The sequence below is a fragment of the Buttiauxella noackiae ATCC 51607 genome (genome assembly GCF_001654865.1).
GTDB lineage: Bacteria > Pseudomonadota > Gammaproteobacteria > Enterobacterales > Enterobacteriaceae > Buttiauxella > Buttiauxella noackiae.
The window spans coordinates 1-17,868 of sequence record NZ_LXEO01000027.1 but is presented as its reverse complement, the minus strand read 5'-3'; the positions used below and the strand labels follow the sequence as shown (position 1 = coordinate 17,868).

Below are 17,868 nucleotides of genomic sequence, written 5' to 3'. Positions count from 1 at the left end.
CGTAGGTCGGATAAGGCGTTCACGCCGTCATCCGACGTAATGTCAGATGGCGACGCTGCGGCGTCTTATCAGACCTACGGGTAAAAGATAACGATTACCCTGAAGGATGGATAGAACTCATGAACTTACACGAGTATCAGGCGAAACAGTTGTTTGCGCGATATGGCCTGCCGGCTCCAGTCGGTTACGCCTGTAACACACCGCGTGAAGCGGAAGAAGCAGCATCAAAAATTGGTGCAGGTCCGTGGGTGGTGAAATGTCAGGTTCATGCTGGTGGCCGCGGTAAAGCGGGCGGCGTGAAAGTGGTCAACAGCAAAGAAGATATCCGTGCTTTTGCTGAGCACTGGCTGGGCAAACGCCTCGTAACCTACCAGACAGACGCAAATGGCCAGCCGGTTCACCAGATTCTGGTTGAAGCTGCGACTGACATTGATAAAGAACTGTATCTTGGCGCGGTGGTTGATCGTAGCTCTCGTCGCGTAGTGTTTATGGCGTCTACCGAAGGTGGCGTGGAAATTGAGAAAGTTGCGGAAGAAACTCCGCACCTGATCCACAAAGTTGCACTGGATCCGCTGGCAGGCCCAATGCCTTATCAGGGCCGTGAACTGGCCTTCAAACTGGGTCTGGAAGGTAAACAAGTTCAGCAGTTCACTAAGATCTTTATGGGTCTGGCGAATATCTTCCTTGAGCGCGACCTGGCACTTATCGAAATCAACCCGCTGGTTATCACTAAGCAGGGTGATCTGGTGTGCCTGGATGGCAAACTGGGCGCTGATGGCAACGCACTGTTCCGCCAGCCAGAGCTGCGCGAAATGCGCGACCCAAGCCAGGAAGATGCGCGTGAATCTCAGGCTGCACAGTGGGAACTGAACTACGTTGCGCTTGATGGCAACATCGGTTGCATGGTTAACGGTGCGGGCCTGGCAATGGGCACCATGGACATCGTTAAACTGCACGGCGGCGAACCAGCAAACTTCCTGGACGTTGGCGGCGGCGCAACCAAAGAACGCGTAACCGAAGCATTCAAAATCATTCTGTCTGACGACAAAGTGAAAGCGGTTCTGGTTAACATCTTCGGCGGTATCGTACGTTGCGACCTGATCGCAGACGGCATCATTGGTGCGGTTGCAGAAGTCGGTGTTAACGTTCCAGTGGTCGTTCGTCTGGAAGGTAACAATGCGGAACTGGGTGCGAAAAAACTGGCAGATAGTGGCCTGAATATTATTGCAGCGAAAAGTCTGACGGATGCAGCACAGCAGGTTGTTGCTGCCGTGGAGGGGAAATAATGTCCATTTTGATCGATAAAAATACCAAGGTGATTTGCCAGGGTTTCACCGGCAGCCAGGGGACTTTCCACTCCGAGCAGGCGATTGCATACGGTACGCAGATGGTTGGCGGTGTTACGCCAGGTAAAGGCGGCACTGAGCACCTCGGCCTGCCAGTATTTAATACCGTGCGTGAAGCGGTAGAAGCAACCGGTGCAACAGCATCTGTTATCTACGTCCCAGCTCCGTTCTGCAAAGACTCCATTCTGGAAGCTATCGATGCAGGCATTAAGCTGATTATCACTATCACTGAAGGCATCCCGACGCTGGATATGCTGACGGTGAAAGTGAAACTGGACGAAGCTGGCGTGCGCATGATCGGGCCAAACTGCCCAGGTGTTATCACTCCAGGCGAGTGCAAAATCGGTATCATGCCAGGCCACATTCACCTGCCGGGCAAAGTGGGCATCGTTTCCCGCTCCGGTACGTTGACTTATGAAGCGGTTAAACAGACCACTGATATCGGTCTGGGCCAGTCTACTTGCGTAGGCATCGGCGGTGACCCGATCCCTGGATCTAACTTCATCGATATCCTGAAAATGTTCCAGGAAGATCCGAAGACTGAAGCTATCGTGATGATCGGCGAGATCGGCGGTAGCGCTGAAGAAGAAGCTGCAGCTTACATCAAAGAGCATGTCACCAAGCCAGTTGTTGGTTACATCGCAGGTGTCACTGCGCCGAAAGGCAAGCGTATGGGCCACGCAGGCGCCATCATCGCGGGCGGTAAAGGGACTGCGGATGAGAAATTCGCAGCACTGGAAGCCGCAGGCGTGAAAACTGTTCGCAGCCTGGCTGATATCGGTGACGCACTGAAAGCTATTTTGCCTCAGTAAGCAAAGAGATAAGAGTAAGTCCCCTGAGCAGTTGGAGTTGTAGCAAGACAGCAAGCGAGCTTATCCCGTGAGCGTAATTTACGGGTAAGTGAGAGCAGCTAACGCTGTTACGGCTCCTGGTGCGAAGGAGATAAATGTTCGACATGGTTGGCCGCCCACTGGGCGGCCTTTTTTATGGGCAAAATTTGCGGTTATTGATTGGAGTCTTCCCTTAACAGCCACTTATGACACCTTGAGCGATTTGGCAGCCTCAGTAGCTTAAAAAGCCGAAAACCTTTCACTTCTACTGTTAGCATCGATGTTGGAGCATCATGACCGGTGTGTTGGTTATCAAAAAGGGAAAATGGATGAAAATTCACTGTAACAACAATCAGCAAGGGCAGGGGAGTCCAAACCTTTCCGCTTTCACATACCGTCAAAATCGTATCTGGTAATGGCTCGTCGGGCGTAATTCTGCGGTTTTTTTTAAGGTCAGTTTTTAAATGTTTTATGTTTTTAAGGACTAGACTACTTACGACTAACCTTATCAAAAACAGTGTCTTGTTAAATAATAAAACATTAAAAGTAAATTAATTGTTAGTTTAAGGTAGGGAAAGAAACAGCCCCATGAAAATAGCGAGAGCAGATAAAAAACGATCGCTGTTAATGCTCGGAATTTATTTTTTAACTTCTCTGCAATAAATAATTTTTGTTTATGGGTGTCATTTTTCTATTAACCTTAGTGATATGTTCAAAACATATCATTAACATCAGCTTTACTATTAATTTAAGTGGGAAACTAAATTAACAACCATGGAATAAATTGCGCTAGATCAATATCTAAAACTGGCTAGTGGTATGCAAAACAGCGTAAATTGTTGCAGATCAAACTGGCTGTTGAGGGACATTTTCGCTATAAATTGATCACTGTCGAGAAACGTAAATAACACTAAGCAATTACCTATTTATTGTAGGGAAATTGCAGGGTAATATATTTGCGGATTATTTTTGGTTTTTATTAACGTGTTTGTAACCTTTCATCTTTCTTCGTCACATGCAAATAAAATGACGAAGGGATGAAGTCTGGAAGCGAATGTTTTTGTATTAGGGCATGCGTTGTGGTTTTCCTTACGGTGAGCCACGGTCGGAGTCTTCATGCGAAGAGCAAGGAGTCAAGATGTTTGATATTGTCGAACTGTCGCGCTTACAGTTTGCCTTGACCGCGATGTACCACTTTCTGTTTGTGCCACTAACGCTCGGTATGGCGTTCTTGTTGGCCATTATGGAAACTGTGTACGTTCTGTCAGGTAAGCAAATTTATAAAGATATGACCAAGTTCTGGGGCAAGTTGTTTGGTATCAACTTTGCTTTGGGCGTGGCTACCGGTTTAACCATGGAGTTCCAGTTCGGTACAAACTGGTCTTACTATTCACACTACGTGGGTGATATTTTTGGTGCCCCACTGGCCATCGAAGGCCTGATGGCATTCTTCCTTGAATCCACCTTTGTAGGTCTGTTCTTCTTCGGTTGGGATCGTCTGGGCAAAGTTCAGCACATGGCGGTAACCTGGCTGGTGGCACTTGGCTCCAACCTTTCTGCATTGTGGATTCTGGTCGCAAACGGCTGGATGCAGAACCCGATTGCTTCCGACTTCAACTTCGAAACGATGCGTATGGAGATGGTCAGTTTCTCTGAACTGGTCCTTAACCCGGTTGCGCAGGTGAAATTCGTTCACACCGTAGCGTCTGGTTACGTATGTGGTGCGATGTTCATCCTCGGTGTGAGCTCTTACTACTTGCTTAAAGGCCGTGACGTTGCATTTGCGAAGCGTTCTTTTGCAATCGCTGCAAGCTTTGGTATGGCGGCAATCCTGTCTGTAATCGTGCTGGGTGATGAATCTGGTTACGAGATGGGTGACGTACAGAAAACCAAACTGGCTGCTATTGAAGCAGAGTGGGAAACTCAACCAGCTCCAGCAGCATTTACGCTGTTTGGTATCCCGAACCAGGACAAGCAAGAAAATAGCTATGCGATCCAGATCCCATACGCGCTTGGCATCATCGCCACCCGCTCTGTGGATAAGCAAGTTATTGGTCTGAAAGACTTGATGGTGCAACACGAAGAACGTATTCGTAACGGCATGAAGGCTTATAGCCTGCTGGAACAATTACGTGCTGGCTCTAAAGACCAGGCGGTTCGCGATAACTTTGAGTCCGTCAAAAAAGACTTAGGTTATGGTTTGCTGCTAAAACGCTATACCCCTAACGTCTCTGACGCGACGGAAGAGCAGATTCAGAAAGCAACTAAGGATTCTATTCCTCGTGTCGCTCCGCTGTACTTTGCATTCCGTATCATGGTGGGTTGTGGCTTCCTGATGCTGTTCATCATCGCCGCTTCGTTCTGGACTGTGACGCGTAATGCAATCGGCTCGAAAAAATGGCTGTTGCGTGCGGCGCTGTATGGTATCCCACTGCCGTGGATTGCGATTGAATCTGGTTGGTTTGTTGCCGAATACGGTCGTCAGCCATGGGCTGTTGGTGAGGTATTGCCAACTGCGGTTGCTAACTCCTCTCTTACTGTGGGCGATCTGATCTTCTCCATGGTACTGATTTGCGGCCTTTATACGCTGTTTATGGTGGCGGAACTGTTCCTGATGTTTAAATTTGCTCGCCTTGGGCCGAGCAGTCTGAAAACAGGTCGCTATCACTTTGAGCAGTCCAATGTGACCTCTCAGCCGGCACGCTAAGACAGGAGTCGTCAAATGATCGATTATGAAGTATTGCGTTTTATCTGGTGGCTGCTGGTTGGCATTCTGCTGATTGGTTTTGCAGTTACTGATGGCTTTGATATGGGCGTAGGTATGCTGTCCCGTATCATTGGCAAAACAGACGTTGAACGCCGCATCATGGTGAACTCCATCGCCCCTCACTGGGACGGTAACCAGGTATGGCTCATTACTGCTGGCGGTGCATTGTTTGCTGCCTGGCCGATGGTTTATGCAGCTGCGTTCTCCGGTTTCTATGTGGCAATGATTCTAGTGCTGGCTTCATTGTTCTTCCGTCCGGTAGGTTTTGACTACCGTTCGAAGATTGAAGACATGCGTTGGCGTGGCATGTGGGACTGGGGCATTTTCATTGGTAGTTTTGTGCCGCCGTTGGTTATCGGTGTGGCGTTCGGCAACTTGCTGCAAGGCGTGCCGTTCCACGTTGATGAGTATCTGCGTCTGTACTACACCGGAAACTTCTTCCAGTTGCTGAACCCGTTTGGCCTGTTGGCTGGTGTCGTGAGCGTCTCCATGATCCTTGCTCAGGGAGCAACTTACCTGCAAATGCGTACTGTGGGTGAATTGCATCTTCGCGCTAAAGCCGCTGCGCAAATTTCAGCGCTGGTGATGATGGTGTGCTTCGCACTTGCTGGTGTTTGGGTGATTTACGGCATCGATGGTTACGTTGTGACTTCAGAGTTGAACCACCATGCAGCATCGAATCCGCTGACTAAAGAAGTCGCTCGTCAGGCTGGTGCCTGGATGGTGAACTTCAATAATATGCCGATTCTGTGGCTCATTCCGGCTCTGGGTGTGGTTCTGCCTCTATTGACTGTGTTGATGTCTCGTCTTGAGAAAGGCGCGATGGCATTCGTGTTCTCCTCATTGACTTTGGCTTGTGTGATTCTGACTGCTGGTGTGGCGATGTTCCCGTTCGTGATGCCTTCAAGCACCATGTTGAATGCTAGCCTCACTATGTGGGATGCAACATCCAGCCAGTTAACTCTGAATGTGATGACCTATGTTGCTGCGGTATTTGTACCGATCATTCTTATCTACACCACCTGGTGTTACTGGAAAATGTTCGGTCGAATCACCAAAGAGCATATCGAAAGCAACACCCACTCTCTGTACTAAGTAAGGAGCTGATTATGTGGTACTTTGCATGGATTCTGGGGACGCTTCTTGCCTGTGCTTTTGGCATCATTACCGCCCTGGCACTTGAGCACGTTGAAGCTGCTAAAGCCGGTAAAGAAGAAATTTGATGGAAGCAATTATCGCGAAGCTCTATGCGGTAATGGATAAGAGCCCTTTAAGGGCTCTTTCCTTGATAATGGCATTAGTTCTTGCTGTGTGTATATTTTGGGACCCGTCCCGCTTTGCGGCGAAAACCAGTAGCCTCGAAATCTGGCATGGTTTTTTGTTGATGTGGGCTGTATGCACTGGTGTGATTCATGGCGTGGGTTTTCGCCCTCGTAAAGTGCTGTGGCAGGGGGTTTTTAGCCCGTTACCTGCACAATTAGTCTTGCTGGCAGGACTGGCTATTTTCTTCTTCTGATGCTTCTTTAACCTCAAAGATTTTCATAGAATATTTATGGGCTTTAACAAGCCCATAAATATTTACCTAACGTTTAATGCAACCCATTCCCAACCCCCATCCTCTTGCGTATAGTAGCAACGTTAAATTGCATTACCGGGATGTATTGTGAGTACAACGCTGTTTCGATGGCCGGTTCGTGTCTATTACGAAGACACTGACGCCGGTGGTGTGGTATACCACGCCAGTTATGTTGCTTTCTATGAAAGAGCACGCACTGAAATGTTGCGCCATCACCATTTTAGCCAGCAAGATTTGTTGGCAGAGCGCGTCGTCTTTGTTGTCCGCAGAATGACGGTGGATTATTTGGCGCCTGCCCGACTCGACGATTTACTCGAAATCCAAAGTGAAATTACATCGATGCGTGGTACCTCTATGGTATTTACACAGCGAATCGTCAATGCCGATAATCAGGTACTCAATGAAGCTGAGGTCCTGATCGTCTGTGTTGATCCACACCTAATGAAGCCTCGTGCGCTTCCCAAGTCTATTGTCGCGGAGTTCAAGCAGTGACTGACATGAATATCCTTGATTTGTTCCTGAAGGCAAGCCTTCTGGTCAAATTCATCATGTTGATTTTGATTGGTTTTTCCATTGCATCATGGGCAATCATTATTCAGCGAACGCGAATCCTCAATGCTGCTACTCGTGAAGCAGAAGCCTTTGAAGATAAGTTCTGGTCGGGCATTGAATTGTCCCGTCTCTATCAAGAAAGCCAGGGCCGCCGTGACAATCTTGCTGGCTCTGAACAAATTTTCTATTCAGGCTTTAAAGAGTTTGCCCGACTGCATCGTGCAAACACACACGCACCTGAAGCGGTCGTTGAAGGGGCATCTCGCGCCATGCGTATTTCCATGAGCCGTGAATTGGAAACGCTGGAAACGCACATTCCTTTCCTTGGAACCGTGGGTTCCATCAGCCCGTATATCGGTCTGTTTGGTACGGTTTGGGGGATCATGCACGCCTTTATCGCACTAGGTGCGGTGAAACAAGCGACATTGCAGATGGTTGCTCCAGGTATCGCAGAAGCACTGATTGCAACTGCAATCGGCCTGTTCGCTGCAATCCCTGCTGTTATGGCGTATAACCGCCTGAACCAACGTGTGAACAAACTGGAATTGAATTACGACAACTTCATGGAAGAGTTCACGGCTATCCTGCACCGTCAGGCTTTTACCAGCAGCGATAAGCAGTAAGGGGTAAGTCATGGCCAGACGTACACGTGGTCGTCGTGAACTAAAGTCAGAAATTAACATCGTTCCTCTTCTGGACGTGCTGCTGGTGCTGTTGCTTATCTTTATGGCAACGGCACCTATCATCACTCAAAGCGTTGAAGTCGATCTACCTGATGCGACAGATTCGCAGACGGTGAGCAGTAACGATGAACCGCCGGTTATTATTGAAGTGTCCGGGGTAGGGCAGTACAGCGTGGTGGTTGAGAAAGACCGTATGGACCAGTTGCCATCTGAACAGGTTATTGCGGAAGCACAGCGTCGTTTACAGGCAAACCCGAAAACGGTCTTTTTGATCGGTGGTGCTAAAGATGTTCCTTACGAGGAAATTATCAAAGCACTTAACATGCTGCATAGCGCAGGTGTGAAATCCGTCGGTCTGATGACGCAGCCAATCTGATCCATCTCGCGATATTTGGGAACCGATAGTGTCAAAGGCAACCATAGAAAACGATAAGCTCAAGCGCGCGATAATCGTCTCAGTGATCCTGCATATCATTTTGATTGCAGTCCTGATTTGGAGTTCGTTTGACGAGCACATCGACGCCAGTGCTGGCGGCGGTGGGGGTTCGGCTATTGACGCGGTCATGGTCGACCCGGGTGCTGTTGTTCAGCAGTATAATCGTCAGCAACAGCAGCAGGCGAGCAGTAAACGTGCGGCTGAGCAACGCGAGAAACAGGCGCAGCAACAGGCTGAAGAGCTTCAGGAAAAACAGGCTGCTGAACAACAGCGTCTGAAGCAACTGGAGAAAGAACGCCTGGAAGCGCAGGAACAAGCGAAGCAACAAGCAGACCAGCAGAAACAGGCGCAAGAAGCCGCTAAAGAAGCACAGGAGCAACAGAAGCAAGCTGAAGCAGCGGCGGCGAAAGCCAAAGCAGACGCCAAAGCCCAGGCTGATGCTCAGGCAAAATCTCAGGCTGACGCCCAGGCGAAGGCTGCGGAAGAAGCGGCGAAGAAAGCTGCAGCTGATGCGCAAAAGAAAGCCACTGAAGAAGCAGCTAAAAAAGCCGCCGATGCAGAGAAAAAAGCAGCTGCTGAAGCCGCTGCTGCGGCGAAAAAATCTCAGCAAGAAGCCGAGAAGAAAGCCGCAGATGCTGCAGCGAAGAAAGCTCAGCAAGATGCTGAGAAGAAAGCTGCCGCTGAAGCCGCTAAAAAGGCTGCTGATGCTGAGAAGAAAGCAGCAGCAGCAGAAGCTGCCGCTGCCGAGAAAGCTGCCTCTGAAAAAGCTGCGGCCGATAAGGCTGCTGCTGCAAAAGCAGCCGCTGATAAGAAAGCTGCTGCAGATGCTAAGAAAAAGGCTGCTGCTGAGAAAGCCGCGGCCGATAAAGCTGCCGCTGCGGGTGTTGACGATCTGTTTGGCGACTTGAGCTCAGGTAAGAATGCACCGAAAACTGGCGCAGGAGCGAAAGGTAATAGCGCAGCTGCGGCTGGAAAAGGGAATACTAAAAATAATGGCGCTTCTGGTGCTGAAATCAGTGGTTACGCAGGTCAGATAAAAGCAGCAATAGAAAGTAAGTTTTACCAGGACCCTGCCTTCAGTGGCAAGACCTGTTCATTGCGCATAAAACTGGCTCCTGATGGTTTACTTCTTGATATCAAATCAGAAGGTGGCGATCCGGCTCTGTGTCAGGCTGCCATTGCGGCAGCACGTCTGGCGAAGATTCCAAAGCCGCCAAGCCAGGACGTTTATGAAGCTTTCAAAAACGCACCTATAGACTTTAAGCCACAGTAAAATTTTCCTCGCGAAAGTGGGGAAAACTAACCAGGCTGTGTCACAGGGTTTTGGTAGTTTTGTGTATTTGAGTTTGTTAACATTCTGCTAAATTATCGTGGGCTTTGGGTCCAGATAAGGGAGATATGATGAAGCAGGCATTTCGAGTAGCTTTAAGTTTTTTAATGCTGTGGGCAGCAGTACTGCACGCAGAAGTTCGTATTGAGATCACCCAAGGGGTGGACTCAGCACGTCCAATTGGTGTTGCGCCATTTAAATGGGGAGGCCCTGGTGCCGCGCCAGAAGATATTGGTGGCATCGTTGCTGCTGACTTACGTAATAGTGGCAAATTCAATCCACTTGATCGTTCACGCTTACCGCAGCAGCCTGGCTCCGCTCAGGAAGTGCAACCGGCCGCGTGGACTGCTCTGGGTATTGATGCCGTTGTTGTAGGCCAGGTTACACCAAACGGTGATGGCAGCTATACCGTTGCTTACCAGTTGGTTGATACTTCTGGTGCGCCTGGTACTGTGCTTGCGCAGAACTCCTACAAGGTGAACAAACAGTGGATTCGCTATGCTGGCCATACCGCAAGTGATGAAGTGTTTGAGAAGTTGACAGGCATTAAAGGTGCGTTCCGTACGCGTATCGCTTATGTAGTGCAGACTAACGGCGGCCAGTTCCCGTATGAACTGCGCGTATCTGATTACGACGGCTACAACACCAATGTTGTCAAACGTTCTCCTGAACCGTTGATGTCACCAGCATGGTCTCCAGACGGCAGCAAACTGGCTTATGTAACTTTTGAAAGCGGCCGTTCTGCTCTGGTTATCCAGACTCTGGCGAATGGTGCAATTCGTCAGGTAGCTTCTTTCCCTCGTCATAATGGTGCGCCAGCGTTTTCTCCAGACGGTAGCAAACTGGCCTTCACGCTATCTAAAACCGGTAGTATGAACCTGTATGTTATGGACATTGCTTCTGGTCAGATTCGTCAGGTGACTGATGGACGCAGCAACAATACAGAACCAACGTGGTTCCCGGATAGTCAGAATGTAGCTTATACATCTGACCAGGCTGGGCGCCCGCAGATTTATAAAGTGAATATCAACGGTGGTGCTCCACAGCGTCTGTCCTGGGAAGGTCCTCAGAACCAGAATGCTGATGTGAGTTCCGACGGTAAGTTTATGGTGATGGTGAGCTCCAATAGTGGGCAGCAACACATCGCCAAACAGGATCTGGTAGCGGGTGGCGTACAAACTTTATCGTCAACGTTCCTGGATGAAACGCCAAGTCTGGCACCTAACGGCACGATGGTAATCTACAGCTCTTCTCAGGGGATGGGATCTGTGCTGAATCTGGTCTCAACAGATGGGCGTTTCAAAGCGCGTCTTCCGGCAACCGATGGTCAGGTTAAATCTCCTGCCTGGTCGCCGTATCTGTGATAATAAAATATTAAAGGATCAACGAAATGCAACTGAACAAAGTGCTGAAAGGGCTGATGCTGGCACTGCCTGTTATGGCAATTGCTGCGTGTAGTTCTAACAAGAGCGCCAACAACGAGAGCGGCGAAGGTATGCTGGGCGCCGGCACTGGTATGGACGCTAACGGTAGCAATGGCAACATGTCATCTGAAGAACAGGCTCGCCTGCAGATGCAACAGCTGCAACAGAACAACATCGTATACTTCGGTCTGGATAAATATGATGTTTCTTCTGAATTCGCTGCAATGCTGGATGCGCACGCTAACTTCCTGCGTAGCAACCCATCTTACAAAGTGACTGTAGAAGGTCATGCGGACGAACGTGGTACCCCGGAATATAACATTGCCCTGGGTGAGCGTCGTGCTAGCGCTGTTAAGATGTACCTGCAAGGTAAAGGCGTTTCTGCGGACCAGATCTCCATCGTTTCTTACGGTAAAGAAAAACCAGCTGTACTGGGTCATGACGAAGCGGCTTACGCTAAAAACCGTCGTGCCGTACTGGTTTACTAAGAGAACTGCATGAACAGTAACCTCAGACATCACTTGTTGAGTCTGTCGTTACTGGTTGGCATAGCGGCCCCCTGGGCCGCTACTGCTCAGGCGCCAATCAGTAGTGTCGGCTCAGGCTCGGTCGAAGACCGTGTCACTCAACTCGAGCGTATTTCTAACGCTCATAGTCAACTTTTAACCCAACTCCAACAACAACTCTCTGATAATCAAAATGATATTGATTCCCTGCGTGGTCAAATTCAGGAAAGCCAATACCAATTGAATCAGGTTGTTGAGCGTCAGAAGCAAATTTTATTGCAGATAGACAGCCTTGGTAGTGGTGGTGCAGCAGGACAAGCGGCCGGTAGCACCGATCAGGGAGCGGCAGCGGCAGCTACTCCTGATGCTGGAGCGGCCGCTGAAACACCAACTGCAGCCGCTCCAGTGCAAGGTGGTGACGCTAACAGTGACTACAATGCGGCTATTGCCATGGTGCAGGATAAGTCCCGTCAGGATGAAGCCCTTGCTGCATTTCAGAGTTTTGTTAAGAAGTACCCGGATTCAACTTACCAGCCAAATGCAAATTACTGGTTAGGTCAGTTGAATTACAACAAGGGGAAAAAAGATGATGCGGCGTTTTATTTTGCCTCTGTGGTGAAAAATTACCCGAAATCACCTAAGGCTCCAGATGCCATGTATAAAGTCGGTGTGATCATGCAAGACAAAGGCGATACTGCAAAAGCGAAAGCTGTGTATCAGCAAGTGATCAAACAATTCCCAAATACCGATGGCGCAAAGCAGGCTCAAAAACGTCTGAATGCGATGTAGCGTGTACGGCCTGACCAGATATTGCTGCTTTTCTGGTCAAGCCGAACAAAACACCAGCCATTAGGTGATCTTGATCGAAATTCTTGTTGCGTCAAAATCTTAAATCAGTAATATATGCCGCCGTTGCCAAGGGATATCAAACAAACCGAAAGTGACACGAAATTGGGTCGTTAGCTCAGTTGGTAGAGCAGTTGACTTTTAATCAATTGGTCGCAGGTTCGAATCCTGCACGACCCACCAATTTCGATTCAGTAAGTATTTGAAGAAGCAGTAAACCGCATTGCGGGGCGTTAGCTCAGTTGGTAGAGCAGTTGACTTTTAATCAATTGGTCGCAGGTTCGAATCCTGCACGCCCCACCAATTTCGATGCAGTAAGTGTTTGAAGATGTAGTAACCGCATTGCGGGGCGTTAGCTCAGTTGGTAGAGCAGTTGACTTTTAATCAATTGGTCGCAGGTTCGAATCCTGCACGCCCCACCACTTTATAAGTGGAATGCAATAAGTAAAGCGTGAAGGGTTTGAACCTGCAGCAGGTTCGAGTGGAGCAAAGCGAAACAGCGTTGCTTTAGTAACGACCCGAAGGGCGAGGCCACAGGCCGAGTAATCCTGCACGCCCAACCAGTTTTTAAAGTAGTACCGAAGTTTGGGTGATTAGCTCAGTTGGTAGAGCACCTCCTTTACACGGAGGGGGTCGGCGGTTCGAGCCCGTCATCACCCACCATTCGGGTCGTTAGCTCAGTTGGTAGAGCAGTTGACTTTTAATCAATTGGTCGCAGGTTCGAATCCTGCACGACCCACCAATGTAGAAAGGCGCCCTAAAGGCGCCTTTTTGCTATCTGCAATTCCAGGTTGAAATTAAATTCTCCACGACAATCCCGCCGTAATTCGCTATCTTGTTTAGCATACAAAACAACCGTGGCCATTTCTGGTAGATCTTCGCCAGAATAGTGCTAATTTGGTTAAGTCAGTCAAACGAGAAAGCACTATGAGCGTAATGTTCGATCCAGAAGCAGCGATTTATCCCTTCCCACCTAAACCACAGCCTTTGAGCGCGGATGAAAAGCAATTTTACCGTGAGAAAATCAAGCGTCTGCTGAAAGAGCGGAATGCTGTGATGGTGGCTCATTACTACACTGATCCTGAAATTCAGGCTCTTGCTGAAGAGACGGGAGGCTGTATCTCCGATTCTCTGGAGATGGCCCGTTTTGGGGCCAATCACCCAGCAACCACGTTATTGGTAGCCGGGGTGCGTTTTATGGGGGAGACCTCGAAAATCCTGAGCCCGGAAAAAACCGTTCTGATGCCAACTTTGAATGCAGAGTGCTCTTTGGATCTCGGCTGTCCAATTGAAGAGTTCAATGCTTTCTGCGATCAACATCCTGATCGCACAGTGGTGGTCTATGCTAATACTTCCGCAGCGGTAAAAGCGCGTGCAGATTGGGTTGTGACTTCCAGCATTGCAGTTGAATTAATTGAACATCTTGACAGTCTGGGCGAGAAAATTATCTGGGCACCGGACCGCCATTTGGGAAATTACGTTCAAAAGCAGACTGGTGCTGATGTGTTGTGCTGGCAAGGTGCGTGTATCGTGCATGACGAGTTTAAAACTCAGGCATTGACTCGCATGAAAGCGCTTTATCCTGACGCTGCAGTGCTTGTACATCCTGAATCCCCACAAGCCATTGTTGATTTAGCTGATGCGGTTGGTTCTACCAGCCAGTTGATTGCGGCGGCGCAAACATTGCCGCATAAGCAACTCATTGTGGCCACGGATCGCGGTATTTTCTACAAAATGCAGCAGGCGTGCCCGGATAAAGAATTGTTCGAAGCGCCGACAGCAGGAGAAGGTGCAACGTGCCGTACCTGTGCACATTGCCCGTGGATGGCAATGAACGGCCTTAAAGCCATCGCTGAGGGGCTGGAGCATGGCGGAGCGGCACACGAGATCCATGTTGATGCTGCGCTGCGTGAGGGAGCGCTGGTGCCTTTAAATCGAATGTTAGATTTTGCCGCTGAGTTGCGACGCAATATTAAGGGTAATGCGTAAGGGTATACCTTCAGGAGCGAATATGGACTTTTTTAGCACGCAGAACATTTTGGTTCACATACCCATCGGAGCAGGCGGGTATGATTTATCGTGGATTGAAGCGATCGGGACACTGGCGGGTTTACTCTGTATCTGGCTGGCAAGTCTTGAGAAAATTAGTAATTACGCATTTGGTTTAATTAACGTTACCCTATTTGCGATTATTTTCTTCCAGATTCAACTCTATGCGAGCCTGTTGCTACAGCTGTTCTTCTTTGCGGCTAATATTTATGGCTGGTATGCCTGGTCGAGACAAACCAGTGACAACCAGGCTGCACTTCATATCCGCTGGTTACCCTTACCTAAGGCGCTGGCCTGGATTGTATTCTGTGTCGGCGCGATTGGGCTGATGACGATATTCATCGACCCGGTATTTGCTTTCCTGACGCGTACGGCAGTTTCAGTTATGCAGGCGCTGGGCCTGAATGCCACGATGCCTGATCTTCAGCCTGATGCGTTTCCATTCTGGGATTCTTGCATGATGGTGCTGTCCATTGTGGCGATGATTCTGATGACTCGTAAGTACGTCGAAAACTGGCTGCTTTGGGTGATCATTAACATGATTAGCGTAGTTATCTTTGCCTTACAGGGCGTCTATGCAATGTCGCTGGAATATTTGATCCTGACATTTATTGCGCTCAACGGTAGCCGCATGTGGATCAAAAGTGCGCATGAACGTGGTTCACGCGCGTTTTCCTAATCAGTGGTGATGATGAGCATGGCCATGATGGTCATGTTCATCATGCTCGTTTAAATCACAATCCTGCCCATGACAAAGCTGATACTCCATCTGTACCGTGGCATGCTCAATCTGATATTCCTCTTTTAAAAAATGGTGGATGCGCTCCAGCAGAGCATCGTGATCGTGCGGCGGTACCACCTGAACGTGCAAAGTCATCAACGGCTTCTCACCCACTAGCCAGATATGGACATGATGAACATTCCGTACTTCCGGAATGGTTCTGGTAAGTTTGCGTTTCAGTATCGGAATATCAAAAGCATGAGGTGCGCCTTCGAGAAGTTCATTAACGCTCTCTTTAAGCAAATTCCATGCGCTACGTAGCACCAGACACGAAACCAGGATGGAAAGGATAGGGTCAATAGGTGTCCAGCCTGTCCAAAGAATGATCAGTGCCGCAGCAATGGCTCCTACCGAACCTAACAAATCTCCCAAAACGTGCAGGGCTGCGGCGCGAACGTTAATATTTTTTTCTTCGTTTCCGCGATGCAAAATCCAGAACGAAAATAGATTCGCCAGTAACCCGGCAAACGCAATAATCAGCATCGTCCAGCCCGCTATGGGTTGCGGATGATAAAAACGGACTACTGCCTCCCAGACAATCAGAATGGTAATCACTACCAGAGCAATTGCATTCACAAAGGCTGCAAGTGTCGTCAATCTTAACCAGCCAAAGGTATGGCGAGTATTTGGTGGACGGCGCGCAAACTGTACTGCCAGCAAAGCCACCAGTAATGCCGCTGCATCTGTCAGCATATGACCCGCGTCAGCGAGCAGGGCAAGCGAGCCAGAAAGCACACCACCGATGACTTCGGCCACCATAAAAAGCGCTGTGACAGCAAAGGCCCACAGAAGGCGCCTGGAGTTGGAATCACTCGGGGTATGTTGATGTGTATGCGCCATGGTTCCTCTATATCCGTAAGGCAATAATGCGCTAATTATAACCACTAACATTGTTAACTTGCTGAATAACGCTCATAAAAAAGGAGAGCCTAAGCTCCCCCTTATCTTTCCGGGCTTAATTTACTGCGAGGTGCCGTCCACTTTTGTGTTCACGTCATCTCCGCTACCGGTTTCTACCTTTTTGTTCATATCCGGGCATTTCCCGTCCTTACACATCGAATTTTTATGGATTTCATCTTTGCTCATTCCATCGTTGGTCATACCGCTGCTGCTGGTTGAGCCATTAGGATGAAGCATGGTGCCGCTATTATTGATATTGCTGTTATCGACGTTTTTCGGTGCGAGATTCTGATTTGCATCTGGTGCAACCTGGCCTGCTTCGGCACTTGCGTTTGCCTGGCCGTTATTGCTCCCGCTGGTTTCAGCGGCCATTGCCAGACTGCTTGCTACAGAAAGGGTTGCTGTCAGGAAAAGTGCAGTTAATTTATTCATTTAATGCTCCTGTTATGGTCGTTATTGCTGGATAACTTCTTCCAACAGTGCACTGACTTTATTCTGTGCATGGTGCTTTTATCGGCTAAATATGTTAGCCAGGAAAGCTGCATCAGAATACAATTTTGCTAATTCAGTGTTTTTCAGTGTTAACAATTAAAAATTGTAGCGGGAAACCGTGTTTTTACCATTTTTTGGCGCTTTTTAGGTCGTTTCCAGGAATATTCTGCCTGAAGTGTAAAAGCCCGTTTACACTTCCGGTCTGAAGCGATAGATTGAAGGGATTGCAACTAAGCTAAATCTCAAGGCCATTCCCGGAAATATCATGAATTATCAGAATGACGACTTACGTATTAAAGAAATCAACGAACTTTTACCGCCAGTAGCGCTGCTCGAAAAATTCCCCGCCACTGAAAAAGCCGCCGCAACCGTATCCGGCGCGCGCAAAGCGATTCATAAAATTCTGAAAGGAAATGATGATCGTCTGCTGGTTGTCATTGGCCCTTGCTCAATTCACGATATCAAAGCGGCGAAAGAGTATGGCGCGCGCTTGTTGACGCTGCGTGAAGAATTGCAGGGTGAGCTGGAAATCGTTATGCGTGTCTACTTCGAAAAACCACGCACAACGGTTGGCTGGAAAGGGCTGATCAACGATCCACATATGGACAGCAGCTACCAGATCAACGATGGCCTGCGTATTGCTCGTAAGCTACTGTTAGATATCAACGACTCAGGCCTGCCTGCGGCTGGTGAATTCCTGGATATGATTACCCCGCAGTACCTGGCGGACTTGATGAGCTGGGGTGCCATTGGTGCACGTACTACAGAATCTCAGGTTCACCGTGAACTGGCGTCTGGTCTTTCATGCCCGGTTGGCTTCAAAAATGGCACCGATGGCACCATGAAAGTTGCTATCGATGCTATCAATGCGGCTGGTGCGCCGCACTGCTTCTTGTCTGTGACCAAATGGGGCCACTCTGCCATCGTGACTACGAGCGGAAATGGCGACTGTCATATCATCCTGCGCGGCGGCAAAGAGCCAAACTACAGTGCGGCACATGTTGCTCAGGTGAAATCCGATCTGCAAAAAGCGGGTCTGCCTGCCCAAGTGATGATCGACTTCAGCCACGCGAACAGCAGCAAGCAATTTAAGAAGCAAATGGAAGTGTGCGCAGATGTTTGTCAGCAAATTTCTGGGGGTGATGCCGCAATTACCGGTGTGATGATTGAAAGTCACCTTGTTGAAGGCAACCAGAACCTCGAAGGCAGCGAGCCGCTGGTTTATGGTAAGAGCGTCACTGATGCGTGTATCGGCTGGGAAGATACTGAAACTGTATTGCGCCAGCTAGCAGATGCGGTAAAAGCACGCCGCGGCTAAGCTTTAACGCGATCTGACTAGTCCTGATATAA

General features: G+C 49.0%; 18 protein-coding genes, 5 tRNA genes and 1 other RNA gene. 22 read left to right on the top strand and 2 right to left on the bottom strand.

All coding sequences use genetic code 11. The features are described from left to right. Window positions 1–119 precede the first annotated feature (119 nt). The 21 genes from sucC (at window position 120) to pnuC (ending at window position 15,024) form a co-directional block, all read left to right on the top strand. Window positions 120–1,286, top strand: coding sequence for an ADP-forming succinate--CoA ligase subunit beta (sucC, locus tag M979_RS10935; protein ID WP_034458764.1), 1,167 nt, complete (start codon window positions 120–122; stop codon window positions 1,284–1,286). Next, on the top strand, window positions 1,286–2,158 hold the full coding sequence (gene sucD / locus M979_RS10930) for a succinate--CoA ligase subunit alpha (protein WP_034458762.1): 873 nt from the start codon (window positions 1,286–1,288) through the stop codon (window positions 2,156–2,158). Before sucC ends, sucD begins: the two co-directional genes overlap by 1 nt. Window positions 2,159–3,314: 1,156 nt before the next feature. After that, the gene (gene cydA / locus M979_RS10925; protein WP_034458760.1) at window positions 3,315–4,883 is read left to right on the top strand and encodes a cytochrome ubiquinol oxidase subunit I; all 1,569 of its coding nucleotides are present in this window, start codon (window positions 3,315–3,317) and stop codon (window positions 4,881–4,883) included. 15 nt (window positions 4,884–4,898) lie between these two features. Further along, complete coding sequence (cydB, locus tag M979_RS10920) at window positions 4,899–6,038, top strand: cytochrome d ubiquinol oxidase subunit II (RefSeq protein ID WP_034458758.1); 1,140 nt, start codon at window positions 4,899–4,901, stop codon at window positions 6,036–6,038. A gap of 14 nt (window positions 6,039–6,052) precedes the next feature. Then, complete coding sequence (gene cydX, locus M979_RS10915) at window positions 6,053–6,166, top strand: cytochrome bd-I oxidase subunit CydX (RefSeq protein ID WP_064512614.1); 114 nt, start codon at window positions 6,053–6,055, stop codon at window positions 6,164–6,166. Beyond that, window positions 6,166–6,459: a cyd operon protein YbgE gene (gene ybgE / locus M979_RS10910; RefSeq protein WP_034458756.1), complete on the top strand. Its 294-nt coding sequence runs from the start codon at window positions 6,166–6,168 to the stop codon at window positions 6,457–6,459. The genes cydX and ybgE overlap by 1 nt, the downstream gene beginning before the upstream one ends. Window positions 6,460–6,606: 147 nt before the next feature. Continuing rightward, window positions 6,607–7,011, top strand: coding sequence for a tol-pal system-associated acyl-CoA thioesterase (gene ybgC, locus M979_RS10905; RefSeq protein WP_064554950.1), 405 nt, complete (start codon window positions 6,607–6,609; stop codon window positions 7,009–7,011). Then, window positions 7,008–7,694 (top strand): Tol-Pal system protein TolQ, encoded by a 687-nt coding sequence (gene tolQ, locus M979_RS10900; protein ID WP_072009447.1) that lies wholly within the window; start codon window positions 7,008–7,010, stop codon window positions 7,692–7,694. The genes ybgC and tolQ overlap by 4 nt, the downstream gene beginning before the upstream one ends. A gap of 10 nt (window positions 7,695–7,704) precedes the next feature. After that, the gene (gene tolR / locus M979_RS10895) at window positions 7,705–8,130 is read left to right on the top strand and encodes a colicin uptake protein TolR (protein WP_034458750.1); all 426 of its coding nucleotides are present in this window, start codon (window positions 7,705–7,707) and stop codon (window positions 8,128–8,130) included. Window positions 8,131–8,158: 28 nt separating this feature from the next. Continuing rightward, the gene (tolA, locus tag M979_RS10890) at window positions 8,159–9,463 is read left to right on the top strand and encodes a cell envelope integrity protein TolA (protein WP_064554949.1); all 1,305 of its coding nucleotides are present in this window, start codon (window positions 8,159–8,161) and stop codon (window positions 9,461–9,463) included. Between the two features lie 128 nt (window positions 9,464–9,591). Next, window positions 9,592–10,884 (top strand): Tol-Pal system beta propeller repeat protein TolB, encoded by a 1,293-nt coding sequence (tolB, locus tag M979_RS10885; protein ID WP_034458746.1) that lies wholly within the window; start codon window positions 9,592–9,594, stop codon window positions 10,882–10,884. Between the two features lie 26 nt (window positions 10,885–10,910). Beyond that, window positions 10,911–11,432: a peptidoglycan-associated lipoprotein Pal gene (pal, locus tag M979_RS10880; RefSeq protein ID WP_034458744.1), complete on the top strand. Its 522-nt coding sequence runs from the start codon at window positions 10,911–10,913 to the stop codon at window positions 11,430–11,432. A gap of 9 nt (window positions 11,433–11,441) precedes the next feature. After that, complete coding sequence (cpoB, locus tag M979_RS10875) at window positions 11,442–12,239, top strand: cell division protein CpoB (protein WP_034458742.1); 798 nt, start codon at window positions 11,442–11,444, stop codon at window positions 12,237–12,239. 164 nt (window positions 12,240–12,403) lie between these two features. After that, window positions 12,404–12,479: transfer RNA gene (locus M979_RS10870), tRNA-Lys, on the top strand. A gap of 44 nt (window positions 12,480–12,523) precedes the next feature. Further along, a tRNA-Lys gene (locus M979_RS10865) sits at window positions 12,524–12,599 on the top strand. A gap of 43 nt (window positions 12,600–12,642) precedes the next feature. Further along, window positions 12,643–12,718, top strand: a tRNA-Lys gene (locus M979_RS10860). Window positions 12,719–12,733: 15 nt separating this feature from the next. Next, window positions 12,734–12,859, top strand: a non-coding RNA gene (locus M979_RS10855) — RtT sRNA. Between the two features lie 24 nt (window positions 12,860–12,883). Then, window positions 12,884–12,959 (top strand) — tRNA-Val (locus tag M979_RS10850). 3 nt (window positions 12,960–12,962) lie between these two features. Then, window positions 12,963–13,038, top strand: a tRNA-Lys gene (locus tag M979_RS10845). A gap of 185 nt (window positions 13,039–13,223) precedes the next feature. After that, window positions 13,224–14,285 (top strand): quinolinate synthase NadA, encoded by a 1,062-nt coding sequence (gene nadA / locus M979_RS10840; protein WP_034458740.1) that lies wholly within the window; start codon window positions 13,224–13,226, stop codon window positions 14,283–14,285. A gap of 22 nt (window positions 14,286–14,307) precedes the next feature. After that, window positions 14,308–15,024 (top strand): nicotinamide riboside transporter PnuC, encoded by a 717-nt coding sequence (pnuC, locus tag M979_RS10835; RefSeq protein ID WP_064554948.1) that lies wholly within the window; start codon window positions 14,308–14,310, stop codon window positions 15,022–15,024. Here pnuC and zitB read toward each other — a convergent pair whose 3' ends face one another. Both zitB and M979_RS10825 read right to left on the bottom strand, forming a co-directional pair. Then, complete coding sequence (gene zitB / locus M979_RS10830) at window positions 15,025–15,966, bottom strand: CDF family zinc transporter ZitB (protein ID WP_064554947.1); 942 nt, start codon at window positions 15,964–15,966, stop codon at window positions 15,025–15,027. Between the two features lie 120 nt (window positions 15,967–16,086). Further along, entirely contained in the window at window positions 16,087–16,458 is a 372-nt protein-coding gene (locus tag M979_RS10825; RefSeq protein WP_034458735.1) for a YbgS-like family protein, read from the bottom strand. Window positions 16,459–16,783: 325 nt separating this feature from the next. Between M979_RS10825 and aroG the strand changes: the two genes are divergently transcribed. Beyond that, complete coding sequence (gene aroG / locus M979_RS10820; RefSeq protein ID WP_064554946.1) at window positions 16,784–17,836, top strand: 3-deoxy-7-phosphoheptulonate synthase AroG; 1,053 nt, start codon at window positions 16,784–16,786, stop codon at window positions 17,834–17,836. Window positions 17,837–17,868 lie beyond the last annotated feature (32 nt).

Excerpts from the sequence above, each read along its gene's own strand:
- cydX (WP_064512614.1), top strand. The coding sequence starts at position 6,053 with ATGTGGTACTTTGCATGGATTCTGGGGACGCTTCTTGCCTGTGCTTTT.
- ybgE (WP_034458756.1), top strand. The coding sequence starts at position 6,166 with ATGGAAGCAATTATCGCGAAGCTCTATGCGGTAATGGATAAGAGCCCT.
- aroG (WP_064554946.1), top strand. The coding sequence starts at position 16,784 with ATGAATTATCAGAATGACGACTTACGTATTAAAGAAATCAACGAACTT.
- cpoB (WP_034458742.1), top strand. The coding sequence starts at position 11,442 with ATGAACAGTAACCTCAGACATCACTTGTTGAGTCTGTCGTTACTGGTT.
- nadA (WP_034458740.1), top strand. The coding sequence starts at position 13,224 with ATGAGCGTAATGTTCGATCCAGAAGCAGCGATTTATCCCTTCCCACCT.
- sucD (WP_034458762.1), top strand. The coding sequence starts at position 1,286 with ATGTCCATTTTGATCGATAAAAATACCAAGGTGATTTGCCAGGGTTTC.
- M979_RS10825 (WP_034458735.1), bottom strand. The coding sequence starts at position 16,458 with ATGAATAAATTAACTGCACTTTTCCTGACAGCAACCCTTTCTGTAGCA.
- tolB (WP_034458746.1), top strand. The coding sequence starts at position 9,592 with ATGAAGCAGGCATTTCGAGTAGCTTTAAGTTTTTTAATGCTGTGGGCA.
- sucC (WP_034458764.1), top strand. The coding sequence starts at position 120 with ATGAACTTACACGAGTATCAGGCGAAACAGTTGTTTGCGCGATATGGC.
- cydA (WP_034458760.1), top strand. The coding sequence starts at position 3,315 with ATGTTTGATATTGTCGAACTGTCGCGCTTACAGTTTGCCTTGACCGCG.
- tolR (WP_034458750.1), top strand. The coding sequence starts at position 7,705 with ATGGCCAGACGTACACGTGGTCGTCGTGAACTAAAGTCAGAAATTAAC.
- pal (WP_034458744.1), top strand. The coding sequence starts at position 10,911 with ATGCAACTGAACAAAGTGCTGAAAGGGCTGATGCTGGCACTGCCTGTT.
- pnuC (WP_064554948.1), top strand. The coding sequence starts at position 14,308 with ATGGACTTTTTTAGCACGCAGAACATTTTGGTTCACATACCCATCGGA.
- cydB (WP_034458758.1), top strand. The coding sequence starts at position 4,899 with ATGATCGATTATGAAGTATTGCGTTTTATCTGGTGGCTGCTGGTTGGC.
- zitB (WP_064554947.1), bottom strand. The coding sequence starts at position 15,966 with ATGGCGCATACACATCAACATACCCCGAGTGATTCCAACTCCAGGCGC.